The sequence below is a fragment of the Desulfosporosinus metallidurans genome (genome assembly GCF_001936615.1).
GTDB classification, from domain to species: domain Bacteria; phylum Bacillota; class Desulfitobacteriia; order Desulfitobacteriales; family Desulfitobacteriaceae; genus Desulfosporosinus; species Desulfosporosinus metallidurans.
This window is the reverse complement of record NZ_MLBF01000005.1, coordinates 37436-54365: the sequence shown is the minus strand read 5'-3', so window position 1 is coordinate 54365 and position 16930 is coordinate 37436. Positions and strand designations below refer to the sequence as shown.

The following is a 16930-nucleotide window of genomic DNA, read 5'->3' as shown; positions in this document are numbered from 1 at the left end:
AGAAAGCAAGATATACGAGAAGGATCATGAGAAGAGTTTAGACTCTACTTGATTAGTTTCTTGGTTGAACTTCTATAAATTAAAAATGAGGAGAGATTCTTTATGAAAAAAATGCAGATATTTGAACCCGCTATGTGCTGTTCCACAGGTCTCTGTGGTGTCGGGGTTGACACGGAATTGCTGCGGATTTCAACCGTGCTAAATTCACTCAAGAAAAAAGGCATTGAGGTTGACCGTTTCAATCTTACAAACGAACCCATGGAATTCGTCAACAATAAAGTGGTCAATGACTTTCTTCATACTAAAGGGGTTGAGGAACTGCCAGCTACGGTCTTAGATGGAGAAATTCTGATCACGGGTAGATACCCGAGTAATGAGGAGTTTGCGAAGCTCCTCGATATCCCACTTGCCTTACTAGGTGAGCAAGAAAAGACGTTTACTATTCTTCCTAAAACTTCAGGATGTGGGTGTTCCGACGGGAGTTGCTGATTCAGTTTGATTTAAAATCGGGAGTTCTGGAAATGAGGGTGACAAACGATGCAGATTTTTAATCCACAGAAGATTAAGCTGACAAACTATTTATTTTACACCGGCAAAGGCGGCGTAGGTAAAACATCAACCGCTTGTGCTACCGCGGTGACCCTTGCGGACAGTGGTAAGAAGGTGCTTCTCATCAGCACTGACCCTGCTTCAAACTTGCAGGACGTTTTTAACACTGAGCTGACGAATAAGGGTATTCCCATCAAAGAAGTGCCGAATCTAGTTGTCGCCAACCTTGATCCCATCCAGGCGGCAGCGGAATACAGAGAAAGTGTCATCTCTCCCTACCGTGGCAAACTGCCCAATGCCGTGCTTAACAATATGGAAGAGCAGCTTTCCGGCTCTTGTACGGTTGAAATTGCTGCCTTCAACGAGTTTTCCAACTTTATAACCGATGAAAAAACGCAATTGGACTACGACCATGTTATTTTTGATACCGCTCCGACAGGTCATACCCTCAGGATGCTGCAGCTACCCTCTGCCTGGAGCAACTTCATTAGTGAAAGCACTCACGGTGCCTCTTGCTTGGGACAGCTATCCGGCTTGGAAAGCAAAAAAGAGATTTATAAAAAGGCTGTTGAAACCTTAGCCGACGGCAAATTGACAACCCTCATTCTCGTTTCACGTCCCGAAGCAGCACCTCTTAAAGAAGCAGAACGAGCGTCAAAAGAGCTGGCGGAGATTGGTGTCAACAATCAGGTAATGATCATTAACGGTGTACTGACCTCGTACGATGACAGTATTTCTGAGAGTCTCTATCAAAAGCAGCAGAAAGCCCTCGCTGAAATGCCGCAAGGTTTACAAAACCTTCTCACATACACAGTGCCGCTCAGAGCCTATAACATCACAGGAATGGACAATGTACGAGCCTTGCTGACGAAGGATAATTATATCCTCCGTGAGGAACGGATACAGGCTCAGGTAATCTCTCAGCTTAAGGATGTCATTGAGGATCTTTATTATACCCATAAGAAGGTTATTTTTACCATGGGCAAAGGGGGAGTGGGAAAGACGACCATCGCGGCGGCCATTGCGATGGGATTGTCCGCAAGAGGTAAGAAGGTACACCTTACCACCACAGATCCTGCGGCCCATCTCAAATTCGTCATCGAGGAAACTAGTGGCATCACAATGAGTCATATTGACGAGCAGGCTGAACTGAAAAAATATCAAGAGGAAGTGCTTGCTAAGGCAAGGGAAACCATGTCCGAGGAGGATATAGCCTATATTGAGGAAGATTTGCGCTCCCCTTGTACTCAGGAGATTGCAGTGTTCAGAGCTTTTGCACAGATTGTGGAAAAAGCTGAGGATCAAATCGTTGTCATCGACACGGCCCCGACCGGTCATACGCTTCTGCTGCTTGATTCCACTCAGAGCTATCACAAGGAAATCCAGCGTTCACAAGGGGACATTCCCGAATCTGTAAAAAATCTGCTGCCACGGCTCCGCAATTCAGACGAAACCGAGGTCATCATTGTCACGCTTGCTGAAGCCACACCCGTGTATGAAGCAATGCGCCTCGAAGAGGATTTGAAACGTGCAGGGATTGCGACTAAATGGTGGGTCATCAATTCTTCACTGTATCATACGGGTACAACGAATCAACTGCTGTCTGCCAAGGCAAGCAACGAGATTAAGTGGATCAACCAAGTGGATAAGCATTCGGAGGGAAACTTTGCTGTCATCGCTTGGAGTGCTGAGGAAATCAAAGGGGATAAGTTGCTTACTTTGTAAACTTAATTCAGCACTGAGTGTGGAGGATTCTTTTGAACGGCATGGGCAGTAGGGGGCATTGATCGTCCGTGTGCTCCCATTTATCTCCTTTGAAGTGGTGAGTTATGCCGATGGTTTAACATCTATGGGTTTTTGGCCGTTTTTCTGGGCACTGGCTTGGGGCTATTGCCGGCAACTCTCGTATACTCCTATGTCGGGGATATGCTGGTTGGAAACGTCCGGACTGTTGTTTTCGGGTTATTGCTGCTCTTTTCGTTTAGCGTACTTGTACTATTAATTAAAAGGATTTTCAAGGGAAAGCAATAACTGACTAGAAAATAACGTTTGATAGCTAAGGATTAAATAAAGCCGAGTAGAAAGGGTCACCCCTGATAAGTTAGAATATCAGGGGGACCCTTATTAACAATTTCATATGGAACACCTTGTGGTCGTTTTATACAATTTACAGATTTAACCGGAGGTTGATAGTTAGAGCCATTAGCGTTAGTAGTTTGTCAAGAGGTTAGTTACATTATCTTCAACTATAGATTCCAGTCCGATACTTATGAGTTGGAAAAACGGTTCCGTTGATTTAGCCCTGATAGTTTCGGCTAGCGTCGGAATCCATTGCTGAAGGTGTTCACTTATGAACTCACTTTGCCAAACCATAATTTCCTTTAGAGCTTCTTCAGCACCGTCTTGCTGAAGAAGCTCTAACATCTTTTGTGAGAGAAACTGCATAAACTCTAACTCTGTAGCAATATGATCATCAGGAATGGAATACAAAGATTTTACGACCAAACCCGCTCGAAGATAGTGTTGCCGGACATTCACAGTTGTTTCTTGCATGAGCAGACCACTTCCACAGTAAACCGACTCATAAAGATTAACAAGGACATGCCCCGGAGCAAAAAATAATCGTTCATACTCCTGCGTTAAACTATTGAGGTAATTATCAAGACCAGACTTCTGAATGTTCTCCGAAAATTGCTGATGGAGCGGAGAGCACGTTTCATCCCAACTGGCCACAAGCTCAAGGGCTGATTTTAGCCACTCGTTGCTCGGCTTTTCTCTAAAGAAAGTAGAAAAAAAACTATAGAAATAAGTTTGAGCTTTCAAATTCTGGATTGACAAATCCATACACTAGTCCTCCTTTGAGCTAAGTTGAAGCAATATACAGCATCTAAAATAGTCTAGGGGCTGACTGGTCAACCCCTTTTCGTTTGGAAATTTAAAGCTTTTTAATCTTTACGATCATATCCGCATAAGTGGGCATTCCCATCAGCGGGCTTAGGCTATCTGGGTCGACCAACATGTTGTGACTGGGTGTGTAATCCTTTTGCTTATAAGTTCCACCGAGTCCAGGGCTGAAACGTCCACCCGTACCGAAGCCCATTTTCACAACTCCAGGACGAATTCCTTCACTGACGAAGACCTTGCTTTTAACAGATCGTTTTAAGGGATTCTCAATTTCAATCATATCCCCACTTTTTAGGCCCAGCTTCGCTGCATCTTGTGAATGCATGAGCGTGGTTCCGACACACCAGGTATTGGCTTTAAATTTTTTGGCTTTAAGCTCAAATCCTTCTTTTTTCGCAGGGTTTGCATCTAGAATCTCATGCTCAAAAGCATTGTTAAGCGGCATATAAATACCTTCGCAGGGAGTTTGGGCTAACCATGGGATCATTTGGGTTCCACTCATCGTTTGATGCACACGGCCTACAATGATTTGAAAAGGATACTCTTCGGCATACTTTTTATATTTAGGGTTAGTAAGCGGGTTCCAAGCGGTTTCAAACCAATAGAAAGTTGACGGCAGATGATCCCAACCAATCTCTTTCATTCCTCTAGGGAGACCCAGTCCTGCCTGAATCTTTTTATCAATATCTGAGTACATATTAAACCTAAACTCAATGAGCTTGGTTTTCGTATTTGGGAAGGTTTTGTTAGCTACATATTCCCCTTTTGTTGCGTCAAACATACGATAGCGGTACCAGCTCATCGGCCAAACAGCAACACCCTTGTTTTTCCTAAGCCATTCGACAGTAACCGCTTCTCCTTTAATTTCTTTCTTTTCACTGTCAATGGTAACCCGTCCAGCCTCTAATGAATCGGGAGTTCCTATAAGCTTGTAGCCTTCCGGAAACTTTGGATACGGAAGCGGTTGTCCGACATTGTACCTGCCTGGAGAGGGTTTTAGCATTTCATTGACAAAGTCCTCTTGACTCTTGTATTTCTCCCAGAAGTCTTTGGGCTGAATATCCTTGTCCCCAAGCTCATAAAGCTTTTTGGCGAGTAGATTCATGATATCTGTAGGGGTTTTAGACTCGTGAAGTGGCTTAATCACTTGATCTCTTAAATAGAGCAAAGGATGAGGCGGATAGATGTCACTTAGGCTCATTCGTTCTGCATAACTAGCCTCAGGTAGAATGACATCCGCATAAAGAGCACTTTCAAGATAGATGGTATCAATAGTCACCATAAGCTCGACCTTGTATTCACCGGAGGGATCTTTTGTTGTCAGTGCTTCTTGCCAACGATAAGGCGCGCTTCCTGTAACAACCGCATTTCCAGTACGCTGAAGAAACGCTTTGATTGGATACTTATGCCCTTTAAAAGCTCCGTATTTTAACGAAACTCCTTCCATGAAAAGCTTTGGAAAGTCCCCTACGACATCATCCCAGGCAACAGGCCAGTCACCATAAAGATCCATGTGAAGTTGTTCAACCTCGCCCTCCACCTCTATACCATTCACTGTGCGCTTAATTTTCTTCTTCTTAAAGTCTTTACCTGTCGCACTTCCGCCCTTATCCGATTTGGTGATTTCAGTATCGATAGCGCCTCCGGGCACATCGAAATTTCCAGTAATCACATTAAGCGTAGTCATCAAGATTGAGGCCACATAGCCGTTGTAATGATGTCCCGGACTTTGCATACCGCAAACGAGTGCAGCCGGTTTCGTACTCCCATACATATGACTAAGCTCTATAATTTGTTCCTTCTCTATCCCAGTTCGTGCCGCAGTCCATTCGAGGCTGAAATAAGGCAGGTTTGTCATAGGATCAATTTTGGTCCACCAAGATTTAAAGGCTTCTAAATACTCGTCCCAACCTTCGCTGTACTTTTTGAAGTCCCAGTCAATGTAACGGCGGTCAATACTATTAGGGTTATCGTTTTCCAAGATATAACGTAACATCCCAGCAAAAAGCTCACCATCTGTTCCCGGACGAATCGGCAACCACAGATCGGCTTGAGATCCAGTATTTGTTAAAGCTGGGTCAACTACAACGATTTTACACCCATTGTCCACTTTTGCTGCGAGTGTTCCCCGACTTTCATAGTTAATCCGAGTCGCCACAAAGGGGTTCCACCCTACATAGATTATCAACTTATTTTTATACGTCAAATCCTTTTTTAGGCTTCCGTCAGGCTGGCGTACATGAACAGGACGCATGACATCTGGCTCAATCCGCTTTCCTCCAAGCATCAGCTTTGGTCCATGGCGGCGTGGAGTATCACAGATGGCACCATGTTCCACAACATTGGGTGTTCCAAAGGCAAAGAATAGGCGCCAATACTGGTCTCGGTCTGTCACATCCCCGGCATCCATAATCACACTTTCCGGACCATGCTCTTTTTTAATCTTGGTTAATTTTTTACCAATATAGTCAATAGCCTCATCCCAAGTGGCTTTGCGGAACTTACCTTCGCCTCTAGCTCCTTCACGAATCATTGGGTACTTGATGCGATCAGGAGAGTAGACCAGTTGAATTCCAGAAGCACCCTTAGCACAACAAGTGCCGTCATTGAACGGTACCGCCTTATTACCATATATCTTGGTTAGACGGCCATCCTTTACCCACATTTCAAGGCCACATTCACTCGGACACATTACGTCCGCAGTATATTTAATGTCTATACCTTGGTTTTTTAGACTTTCTAGTTCATCTGCCTTGACGGGGCGTAGTTGGAAGAGCCCAGCCGTACCTAAAGTCGCTGCCGCTGCTCCTGCACCGGTCCATTTCAAGAACGAACGTCTGTTCATCATACCCTTAAACCTCCTTCATTTAGTTCCACAAGGCTGCTGCTTGGATTCCAACTCCCACAATGCTAAAGCGAAGCAAGAGTCCTCCAAGTATTACGAGTAAAGCACTAATCATTAAAACTGGTTTTTTGTTGAGTGAGGGTTTATTTAAGAGGACTAATGGAACCAGAATTCCGAGGAAAATATCTCCAATCAAATACATAGGATCTTTCCATAAAATTTCTAACGCTTTTTGTCCTTGCAAGCTCGTAGCACCGAGTGTAATCCACTGAGAGATCGCAAAGAAAATTTCTAAGGCTAAGGCACCTTGGATAATTCTCACTAAAGTCCGAACGGTCTTCTCTTCAGGCTTCTTGTTCAAATACACGATAAGAACGAGCGCTGCGCCGGTGACAATAGCCGAAGTCAGGAAATATCCGGGTAATAGAGCACTGTTCCACAAGACCTTTCCTTTAACGACTCCAAGCAGGAAAGCCGTGTATAGATCTGCAAGTAAAGCTAAGCTTAACGTTAGGATAGACAACCCACTGAGCCCCAGCCCAGAAGTACTTTGGCTGGTGCTCGCACTCTCTTGAACACCTTTGAGAACTGGAATTGAGATTCCTTGACTCATTCCTAAACGGGCAATATACCATAGCAAACAGAGCGGATAAAGAATGATAAGCCAGGTCCCCCAAGAAATTACAGACGTAGGATTAAAATTAACCAGGAGATGCCAAAACCTTAAAGGTTGATGCAAGTCAGCTAACAATAAAAAGGGCACAGGGATAAAGGCTAATAAACTTGTGAGAGCGGCAGGAAAGGCAAGACTTTTAAACCGTTCTGATCGGAAAACTGTGTAAAGTGCTGATATGCACAAAGCTCCGACACTTAACCCTTTGAAGAATATATACAAAGGAACCAAATAATTCCACGGACTAGCATTCACAACTACATAAACTTCTTGTGTGTTCACCCTTATTTACCCCCTTTATTAGGCAGTTTGTTAATTTCTGCGTCAACATAGAAGACATTCGGGTTCGTACCTAAGTCTGGACGGAGGGTTTGTACCCCATTTTTAGTAATATACTGAGAGATTTCACTCAGGGGATCATTGAGATCTCCGAATATTCGCGCCTTTCCCATACAGTTATGAACACAGGCCGGTTCTAATCCCATTGAAACTCGGTGTACACAAAACGTACATTTATCGGCAACTTTTAACCCCTCATGCAAATAACGGGCGGAATAAGGGCAGGCCACTATACAGTATCCGCAACCAATACATCTTTTCTGATCCACCAGCACAACTCCATCGTCATTGATGTAGCTGGCTTTAACTGGACAGACTGTTACACAAGGCGCATTCTCACAATGGTTACATAGTTTTGGAATAAAATTGCGTTTGACTCTCGGAAAAACTCCACGTTCCTTCATGTCAACCCAAGCCCGGAATCCATCAAAAGGGACTCCGTTTTCCATTTTGCAGCTAATGGTACAAGACATGCAGCCAACGCACTTCCGTGTGTCAATGACCATACCATAGCGCTTTTTCTCTGTTGGCATCTTGGCATCTCCTCCTTAAGAAAATACTTTTTTTCACATTAAGTATATGAAAAAAGAATCCCCTCGTATATCAAGGAGATTCCTAGTCTTCTTCCTTCAAATCCCTAGTATTGTAGCTAGGGATTTTCCTAGTTTAATCTAGACCAGACCCTGTTTAATAGCATAAGCTACCAATTCCGATTTATTCTTAAGTCCTAGCTTTTGGGTTAAACGAGCACGATGAAATTCGACAGTTTTGGGGCTGATATTTAATAGCTCAGCGATTGCCTTCATCGTTTTCCCCAGAGCTGTTAAAATGAGGACTTCCGTTTCACGATCAGTCAATGATTCTTCCCCTTTTTCTCCTGCCTGCCAGGCCTCCATTAACACTTGGGTAACGGTAGCATCTAGATATTTGCGTCCGCTATGAACCGCTCTAATAGCGGCGACTAATTCGTCGGCTGCAGCGCTCTTCAGGAGATATCCAGCAACACCTACCTTGGTGGCCCGAAGGATGTATTCCCGGTTTTCATGCTGAGTCACCATTAAGAGTTTAGCGTTGGGCAGTCGATCGAGTACACTACGGGCCACAGAAATGCCATCAAGGCCAGGCATGGAAATATCAAGGACGACTACATCTGGTTTACATTTAAATATTAATTCTAAGGCTAGATGCCCATCACTAGCCTCTCCTACGACCTGCATATCCGACTCCATTTGTAATAACATGGTTACTCCAGCCCTAAAGAGGGTATGATCATCCACCAGCATAACCTTAATTTTTTCCATAGCTGTTATCCTCCTTTTTCAGCGGAATTACCGTTTCGACGGTAGTGCCGTGCTTAACTTCAGAATAAATTTCCACACGTCCACCGATTAAGGATGCCCTCTCCATCATGCCAATTAATCCTAAAGGTTTCTTTCCTTGCTCTATTTCAAACATATTTTCATCCCAAATGAACCCTTTTCCATTGTCTTGAATTTTTAAAATGGCTTTAGTCTCTTCAACCTTAAATTCTATAAAAAGGTGAGTTGCTTGAGAATATTTTGCGGCGTTGGTAATCGCCTCTTGCCCAATACGATACAAGGTCGTTTCCACTTGGGGATCGATTCTTTCCTTAGACCAGTTTCCTTGAACGTCGACTTCAGGCGGTTCCTTCCAATCCCGACTTTCAGCGAGCCATCTTAAGGCTGGAACAAGCCCTAAATCATCCAACAAGGTGGGACGCAAATGAAAGACGATGTTATGCAGTTCTCTCATAATCCGCACCACTTCATCCTTGGATTCCTCTAATAAGGTTTCTGCTTTGCGGGTGTCTTTGTGAATCCAACCCATTGAGACTTTTAAACGCATTGCTAAAGCAGCGAGGGACTGGCTTGTCTCGTCATGTAACTCTCTGGCAATCCGTTTACGTTCATCCTCTTGCGCCACAATGACTTTTTCTAACAGTTGGCTCACTTTGGCTTCCCGAGCTTTGAGTTCTTTCCAAAGGTTTACATTCTCAATCATCGTTCCAAGCTGACCGCCAATCGTTTGCAGGGTTACCAAATCAGCGGAAATGAGTTCTTTGTTACTTAGAAGGTAGATTGCACCTAAAATGCGATCATTGACAAAAATCGGGACTCCTGTAACCTGATAGGTTCGCCCGTCCTTATGTAAGGAACTTTTTGACAAGCATTGTCCTTGCTCGATCATTGAAAGGTCACATTCACAGAATTCACATTCCGAACAAGGGATCGTATGTTCAGCAATCCCCAGGGTAATTATGTTATTAATCTCCGTGGTCTCTCTAGAACGCAGCTGAACCCATCCTCCACTTAAAGCAAGGTTTTCTACAATCTGAACTAGTGCGTCCTGGAGTACTGTGTTTATTTCTTGACCCAGCCGAATCGTTTCCGCGACCCCGTTTAATACCGAAAGCTCTCGGTTTTTAATTCGTTGTTCTTCCTCTGCAACTTTGATTTTCGACATACTCTCCTCTAGGGCAGTAAGCATCCGATTAAAACTTTGAGCTAATTCTCCAACTTCATCCTTCGTAGTAATGTTTACTCGGTGATCCAGTTGTCCCTCCGTAATTTTACGGGTTAAAATCGTAAGTGTTGCAATCGGAGAAGAGAGATATTTACCTAAAGCGCCTGCAGCTAAGCTGCCTAAAATTACCCCAACTAGAGTTAGAGTGAAAATCGTTTCAAAGACACGTTTCAAGGTTGCCTGTATATAGTCCTCTTTATACCCAATATGCAGTTCACTCTCTAATCCATCGAGTAGCAATACTCCAACATCTTCGACTCTTCCGTCGTTAGAGGAAAAAGATTTTAAAGCTTGGGATTGTTTGGGAGTAAGGCGGTTGAGTTCTACAAGTTCGGATGAGATATTTCCCTTAAACGTATGTAATATACTGCCATCCGGTAAGATGAGAAAGGCATACACCAACTGCCGATCTTCCTTTAATCCCTCAAGATTTCTTTGAACTGTTAAATAATTTCCGGTCAAAGCTGGGTTCGCGAGGTTACTGGCAACCACTTTAGCCAAGGAGATTTCCTTGTCCTGCACAGACTCGCGTAAGGCATTTCCTACAAAATGACTGATGAGGGGTACTGTCAATAAACCCATCACAGCAATGATGGCGACGGTAACTATAGATATCTTATTGCCAAGTTTCATTCTGTCCCTCCGTTGAATAAGCCGAGACGAACAGCCCAAATCCTTGCTTTTTCGAAATCTTTATCATCAGTTGAAACAAAGCCTAGTGGCATTTCAGTTTGATCCCAATGGTATAGCATCCCTTTATCTTTACCTTCGGGTGCAAACTTTAACAATGCTTCCTGGACCTTCTTTACCACCTCTGTTGGAAGAGAAGGGGAGACTGAAATGGTGCTGCTGGGAAATTCCTCAGACTCCGCCAAGATTCGAACCAGTCCTTTATTTGCCAACTCTCGTCCCAAGGTATCTTGTATTCCTCCTGCGGCGTATTTTCCACTAATAACCGCGTTTGCAGTGTCGAAATGTGAACCGGCAAACGTATATCCTGTAAGATCTGTTAATTTAACCCCTGCCTCGGTAAGCATGATCAGCGGAATGAGATAACCTTGGGTTGAGGTATCTGAACCAAAGGTAAACGTTTTGCCCCGTAAGTCGCTGAGGGATCGTAGGTTGCTATTGGTCGAAGTAATGATTAGAGCCCGATATTCCGCTTTACCTTGTTCCGTTATGCCTCGGACAACGGCACGAACTCCATACTTTTGATGGGCTTTTAAGTAACTAAGCGTTCCTATAGCAGCAATGTCCACCCGTCCTGTGCCCAGTTCCTCAATTAGATTTTGATTTTGGGCCATTGGTCGAAGTTTGAAATTATAACCTGTTGTTCTTTCTAGGTACTCCAGGAAAGGAGCATACATTTTCACATCCTCTGCTGGGTCCATCCTTCGATCAAAGCTAAACGTATATACGGATGAAGTCACATCCCTCTTGGCGACAACCGGGGTTTGATCTTTCGTTGTAAGAGGGATGACGTTCTCCTTTGTTATAGTTGAGCATCCCATCGTAGGCAAAAGTAAAAGAATCATACTCAAGACCAATAATCGTACCTTTGACACGTTTATCCTCTCCTAACCATAAATCAAAGCCTCTTTATGTTTAACCTAAAGCAAGCATGAAATGTATTTGTCAAGGGATTAGTTGCCTCATCTCCTACACCTAGTTTATCGTTTTTGCGAGCGTTTGCAATCTTTGTCGTGCGTACCAAGATGAAGGTTCTCTTTGTCGATACATAATAAATGGGCCAATTAAACACAATAAGAAATAAATAGGAGAGGGGGTTGCGCTCTATCATGAATAAACGTTATGCCATGGTGGTTGACCTACGTAAGTGTATCGGCTGTCATGCTTGTTCTGTTGCTTGTAAATCGGAGTTTGACGTTCCACTCGGGTACTGGCGGGCGTGGGTGAAGACTGAGGAAAAGGGACGTTATCCGCATGTCCGCGTGAGTTTTTTACCACGTCTCTGCAATCATTGTGATAATCCTCCGTGTACATTCGTTTGTCCGGTGAAAGCCACGTATAAGCGTCCAGATGGGATTGTGGTTGTCGATGAATCCCTTTGTATTGGGTGTAAAGCGTGTATTATGGCCTGCCCCTATGAAGCCCGGTTTTCGCATCCTAGCAAACACGTGGCCAACAAGTGTGATTTCTGTTATCATCGGGTTGACAAAGGCATGGTTCCGAGCTGTGTGAATACCTGTGTGGGGCGTAACCGTATTTTTGGAGATCTCAATGACCCTAACAGTGAAGTTCGGAAATTGTTGGATACACAGGAAGTACAGGTTTTGAAACCGGAAATGGGAACAAGTCCTCAAGTGTATTACATTATCCCGGATAAAGACACGCTGATTCCAACGTATAAGTATCATAATGACATAGAACGGAGGGCTTTTAATGCCAGTAACGATCACCTATGATGTCGTTCATCATATTTATTGGGAAAATAAGGTGGCTCTCGATCTCTTTTTCGGTGGCATGGGTGTGGGGCTTTTCCTGACCGCATTTTGGCTGACTTGGCATAACCAGAGTAAACATCGCGCGCTCATTCGTGTTGGAAGCATTACCGCTCCGTTTCTGGTAATGTTAGGCCTGATTTTTCTGCTCAGTGAATTAGGGCAGCCCTTTCGTATTTATGAGCTGCTCATTCACCCGCAGGCTTCCTCCGTCTTGGCTTGGGGATCCTGGTTGCAGGGATTATTCCTGGTTTTCTCTTTAATCTACGCATGGCAATGGTGGCGGGATAAAGAGGGAAACGAAAGCACAAAAACCAATATGTTGTCCGGCTCTCGTAGCTGGATCGGTTGGATCGCTGCGTTACTGGGCTTAGCCATTGGAGTCTATCATGGTTTTTTGCTCAGTGTTAATTATGGGCGGGCCTTATGGCAGACTCCGGAAACAACAATCACTTCCGTATTGTTATTTTTAATCACCGGGCTGGCAGCACTGAGTCTACTCGGTACATTTGCAGGTCAACAAGAGGGCAGGTGGATGAGGATTCGAAATTTGCTCACTTCGTTGAGCGTTATGTTATGGATTACACTCGGAAACTGGTTGTTGTGGATCGCCGTTTATGGGCATGGCACACGCGACACTCGGGAAGCGGCTAGCTTACTCATGATCGATTTTGGATGGCTGTTTTGGGGAGTCGCGCTAGCCTTGGGACTGGTGCTCCCAGGAATCGGATTCTGGTGGCTGCGACGACGGGAAAACGTCAGTTTGCAGTGGGTAAGAATTTTGCTTTTGGCAGTATTGATCGGGGGATACGCCTCCCGTTTTCTCATTCTTTATGTCGGACAGTTGCAACCTTTGACTTGATCGGGCGCCACTAAGACTTCCACTTCTTAAGTGGGAGTTAAGCGGCACTAAGCCCCTGGATAAGTTCAGCTAAAATTCAGAAGGAGTCTGAAATCCCTTCTGAAGTAAGTTTCCTTTATAGAATTTAGGTCTAGGGTTGCAATTTGCGTCGGAGGATGATTCATGAGCATCTCAAATACCTGTAGAATTGAGCAAGGAGTGAACACTGTGAACAGGAGAGAATTTCTTAAAAGTGGAGCATTAATGGGGCTTCTCAGCAGTCCCTTGCTTGTTCCGCCTTCTCTGAAAGCGATGGAACTGTTGGAAAGTGGCAAAGATTTTTCTCCGAAAAATAATGGAGAACGTCAAGGGATTCCCAGTGTTTGTTTGCAATGTGTCAGCGGTTGTGGAATTATCGGTTATGTGGAAGACGGTCGCTTGGTTAAGATTGAAGGAAATCCGGAACATCCGAATAGTCGGGGACGATTATGCGCCAAAGGGCAGGCTGGCGTGAACCAGGTCTATGATCCGGATCGGATTCTCTATCCTCTAAAACGAGCTGGGAAACGCGGAGAAGGAAAATGGGAGCGTATTTCCTGGGACCAGGCCTTAAGCGAACTTGTTGGCAAAATGAAAACACTCCGGGAGCAAGGACGAGCTCAGGAAGTGGTATTCCGCAGTGGTCGAAACAGGATTGGAGATTTGACGGAGCGTTTCTTTACGGCCTATGGCACTCCTCATCAATTGAATCATACGACCATTTGCGAAGGGAGTAAATTTGTTGCCAATGAATTAACATGGGGGTATTACCGGGAGCTTCCGGATGTGGATCATACGAAATATATCCTGAATTTTGGCAGTAATCCCTTTGAAGCGCATACCATCCACGTTTCTTTGGCGCAGCGGATTTCTGAAGCCCGTGTCAATCAAAGGGCAAAGCTCGTCACGTTTGATGTACGGTTAAGTAATACTGCAGGACGCAGTGACGAGTGGTTTCCCATCAAGCCGGGTACGGATGGTGCAGTCGCCTTAGCTATGACCAAGGCGATCATGGATGCCGGGGAATATGATGCGGACTTTATCAATACTTGGACGACGAGCAGCGTGGAGCAACTCAAAGCCCATCTGGCGCCCTACACACCGGAGTGGGCCGAGAAAATTAGTGGAGTAGCAGCGCCTGATATCCGTCGTCTGGCACTTGAATTCGCTTCAGCCCGTCCTCACGCGACGACACTTTCCTATCGCGGGGTTGCCAGCCATTCCAATGGTACGATGTCGGAACGCTGCATCTCATTGCTGAACGCTGTCATCGGAAGTGTGGATGCACCGGGCGGATACGGTATGGCTGAAGCTATAAAATACAAAGAAAAGGCTTCTAAGCCCCCGGCTCTTGCGCAAAAAAGCGAACTGGTTAAGCCGCATGAATATCCACTGGCATCTCACGGGGTAGCTCAGCTTGGATTACCTCTGATCGAAGAGGGACGTGCGAAGTGCAGTATCTATGTCACCTATGTCAACAATGATGCTTACTCTTATCCGGATACTGAACATATGAAACAAATTCTTGCGAATGAAACGTTGATTCCCTATTTTGTCTCGGTCGATGCCTATATGGGAGAAGCGACCTTGTTTGCGGACCTGATATTACCGGATGCAACCTATCTCGAACGCCAAAACCTAGAGCAGGAAGATTGTTTTTCTCGTAATCCCTATGTAGCTCTGCGCCAACCTGTGATTCCCCCGCTGGGAGAATCTCGTCCTTTTCAAGATGTGCTTATCGATCTAGCTCAACGGATCGGGGGTGGCTTAGAGAAGTTTTTTGATTTTAAGACTATGGATGAATACGTCGCGGGTAGAATTGCTGGAATTGAGGGTTTGCAGGCTGCTGGCGGTTTGGATTATCTAAAAAAACATGGCGTGTGGTTTGATCCCAACAAGAAGCTGGAGTACTACCGCTATAAAAAGCCGATAAAATCGGAAACTTTAAACGGCACAATCGTCGAAAACGGAACGATTTATAAGATGGAGGGGGATAAAAAGAAGTACGTGGGGGTCATGATCAAGGATCAAGCGCTACAAGGGTTTATACCAACGGCTTTTCCGTTAAGCGGTAAATTTGAAATTTATTCAAAAATCCTAGAAGAGAAAGGATTGCCGCCGCTACCCACTTATGTGCCGATTGAGCATTTAGAAAATCTTGCCCAGGATGACTTGATCTTGACGACCTTTAAAGTGCACGTGCAGACTCAGTCCCGGACAGCTAATTGCAAGTGGCTTAGTGAGATATTTCATGACAATCCCCTCTGGATTCATCCTCAGAGTGCAGCCAAACGGAATCTTAAAGACGGGGACGAAGTGATCGTGCAATCCAAGGTCGGCCAACAAAAAACAAAAGTCCGGGTAACGGAAGGAATCCATCCCTTAGTGGTGGCATTTGCCATGGGGGTCGGACACACTGAATACGGTCGCTATGCTTCAGGGAAAAAGGTAGTACCAACACCTGATGATCAAGGACAATGGTGGCATACGTTTGGGGTACATTTGAATTCCCTAGTTCCGGTCATGGTTGATCCGATCGGAGGAGGGCAACCCTTTATGGAAACGGTCGTTAAAGTGAGTAAAGTCTAACAAACAGTTTTATCTCTATTTCAGTTCCTTTGCCGATCTCGCTCTGAACAAAAACCTTGCCGTCATGAAGTTCGAGCAGGTGCTTGGCTATAGCAAGCCCTAGTCCTGTGCCAAGGCCTTGACGGGATTTATCAACCTTGTAGAAACGGTCCCAAATATAGGGAAGTTCATCGGCAGCAATACCATACCCTTGATCCCGAATGATGATGGAGAGCGTATTATTCTCAAGTATTTTTGATTCAAGGATCCTATGGTGGTAACGCCTGATATCCTCACTGTTTTCAACCATCCCATCCACTAAGGCTTCAAAGGAACCACGGATGACGGTCAGTGGAGTACGGAATTCATGAGACACATTGGCGACAAAATCCCGGCGTAGTTGTTCCAGGCGCTCGCTCTCACTGATATCTTGAACTAGTGCAACGCTCCCTGTAACCGTACCGTGGTTGTCTACAATGGGTGAAACGGTAAATTTGAGCCTTTTGCCCAACCAATCTTTAAATACTTGTGAGGGTTTCTTATCTTCCATAACCATTGTGAGTTGAACCTCAATCTCCAAATTATTGAGGTCCTTTTCTACTGCTTCAATCAGATATGGTTGAGGTCTATTCATGATTTCCGCAAGGGCGGTATTGACACTTATTGGCTTAAGGGTCGTATCGAAGGCAACGATTCCTCCTGAAATACTCGAGATTATGTCATTCAGTTTTCCTTTCTCCTGAAAAAGCTGGTTGATTGTATTTCCCAGCTTTAAAGTCAGATGATCAAGAGAGTTTCCAAGCTGTCCTAATTCATCCTTGCGGTTGACTCCTGTCCTAGCTGAATAATTTCCCCGCGTGATTTCCAGGGCGGTGAAATTCATGGCTTTCAAGGGACGGGTAAAGAGCAGAGAGTAGAAGATGCCCAAGCCAATGGCAAGAGCGAGTGCTGCGAGAAGGCTGACCGCCAAAATACTAACAGCTTTATTCAAGGTTGCAGTAACAGGTGCGATTGTGAACGAGCGTTGGTCTTCTCGTCTTTTAAATAGGTAACTATGATAGTATACTAATATTAAAATATAAAGTTAAGCAGCAAGAGGTAATTCTTTACCACCCTGCAACGGTTAATTAATTAGGTTTTTCAAGGGCGTTAATGAATTACAATAA

Annotated in this window: 13 protein-coding genes; 5 read left to right on the top strand and 8 right to left on the bottom strand. The window is 44.7% G+C overall.

Annotated features, from left to right (window positions below; genetic code table 11):
- Positions 1–102 precede the first annotated feature (102 nt).
- Complete coding sequence (gene arsD / locus DSOL_RS05260; RefSeq protein ID WP_075363828.1) at positions 103–489, top strand: arsenite efflux transporter metallochaperone ArsD; 387 nt, start codon at positions 103–105, stop codon at positions 487–489.
- A 48-nt stretch (positions 490–537) separates the two neighbouring features.
- Positions 538–2274: an arsenical pump-driving ATPase gene (arsA, locus tag DSOL_RS05255; protein ID WP_075363827.1), complete on the top strand. Its 1737-nt coding sequence runs from the start codon at positions 538–540 to the stop codon at positions 2272–2274.
- A 483-nt stretch (positions 2275–2757) separates the two neighbouring features.
- Here arsA and DSOL_RS05250 read toward each other — a convergent pair whose 3' ends face one another.
- The 7 genes from DSOL_RS05250 to phnD all read right to left on the bottom strand — a co-directional run bounded on the left by DSOL_RS05250 (position 2758) and on the right by phnD (position 11419).
- Positions 2758–3393 carry a TorD/DmsD family molecular chaperone gene (locus tag DSOL_RS05250; protein ID WP_075363826.1) on the bottom strand — a complete coding sequence of 212 codons (636 nt, stop codon included), beginning with the start codon at positions 3391–3393 and terminating at the stop codon, positions 2758–2760.
- 91 nt (positions 3394–3484) lie between these two features.
- Positions 3485–6301, bottom strand: coding sequence for a molybdopterin-containing oxidoreductase family protein (locus DSOL_RS05245; protein ID WP_075363825.1), 2817 nt, complete (start codon positions 6299–6301; stop codon positions 3485–3487).
- A 19-nt stretch (positions 6302–6320) separates the two neighbouring features.
- Positions 6321–7253, bottom strand: coding sequence for an NrfD/PsrC family molybdoenzyme membrane anchor subunit (nrfD, locus tag DSOL_RS05240; RefSeq protein WP_075363824.1), 933 nt, complete (start codon positions 7251–7253; stop codon positions 6321–6323).
- Between the two features lie 2 nt (positions 7254–7255).
- Positions 7256–7843 (bottom strand): 4Fe-4S dicluster domain-containing protein, encoded by a 588-nt coding sequence (locus DSOL_RS05235; protein WP_075363823.1) that lies wholly within the window; start codon positions 7841–7843, stop codon positions 7256–7258.
- Positions 7844–7981: 138 nt separating this feature from the next.
- The gene (locus DSOL_RS05230; RefSeq protein WP_075363822.1) at positions 7982–8611 is read right to left on the bottom strand and encodes a response regulator; all 630 of its coding nucleotides are present in this window, start codon (positions 8609–8611) and stop codon (positions 7982–7984) included.
- Positions 8598–10487 carry a HAMP domain-containing protein gene (locus tag DSOL_RS05225; RefSeq protein WP_075363821.1) on the bottom strand — a complete coding sequence of 630 codons (1890 nt, stop codon included), beginning with the start codon at positions 10485–10487 and terminating at the stop codon, positions 8598–8600. The genes DSOL_RS05230 and DSOL_RS05225 overlap by 14 nt, the downstream gene beginning before the upstream one ends.
- A complete protein-coding gene (phnD, locus tag DSOL_RS05220; protein WP_083642323.1) occupies positions 10484–11419 on the bottom strand; it encodes a phosphate/phosphite/phosphonate ABC transporter substrate-binding protein in 936 nt (311 codons plus the stop codon). Before phnD ends, DSOL_RS05225 begins: the two co-directional genes overlap by 4 nt.
- Positions 11420–11653: 234 nt before the next feature.
- On the opposite strand from phnD, the gene DSOL_RS05215 reads away from it, so the two are divergent.
- From DSOL_RS05215 to DSOL_RS05205, 3 genes are all read left to right on the top strand, one after another.
- The gene (locus DSOL_RS05215; protein ID WP_075363820.1) at positions 11654–12280 is read left to right on the top strand and encodes a 4Fe-4S dicluster domain-containing protein; all 627 of its coding nucleotides are present in this window, start codon (positions 11654–11656) and stop codon (positions 12278–12280) included.
- On the top strand, positions 12258–13178 hold the full coding sequence (gene nrfD / locus DSOL_RS05210; protein ID WP_075363819.1) for an NrfD/PsrC family molybdoenzyme membrane anchor subunit: 921 nt from the start codon (positions 12258–12260) through the stop codon (positions 13176–13178). The genes DSOL_RS05215 and nrfD (DSOL_RS05210) overlap by 23 nt, the downstream gene beginning before the upstream one ends.
- Positions 13179–13385: 207 nt before the next feature.
- A complete protein-coding gene (locus tag DSOL_RS05205; protein WP_170871443.1) occupies positions 13386–15785 on the top strand; it encodes a molybdopterin-containing oxidoreductase family protein in 2400 nt (799 codons plus the stop codon).
- Here DSOL_RS05205 and DSOL_RS05200 read toward each other — a convergent pair.
- The gene (locus DSOL_RS05200; protein WP_075363817.1) at positions 15766–16734 is read right to left on the bottom strand and encodes a HAMP domain-containing histidine kinase; all 969 of its coding nucleotides are present in this window, start codon (positions 16732–16734) and stop codon (positions 15766–15768) included. The genes DSOL_RS05205 and DSOL_RS05200 overlap by 20 nt on opposite strands.
- Positions 16735–16930: the final 196 nt, after the last annotated feature.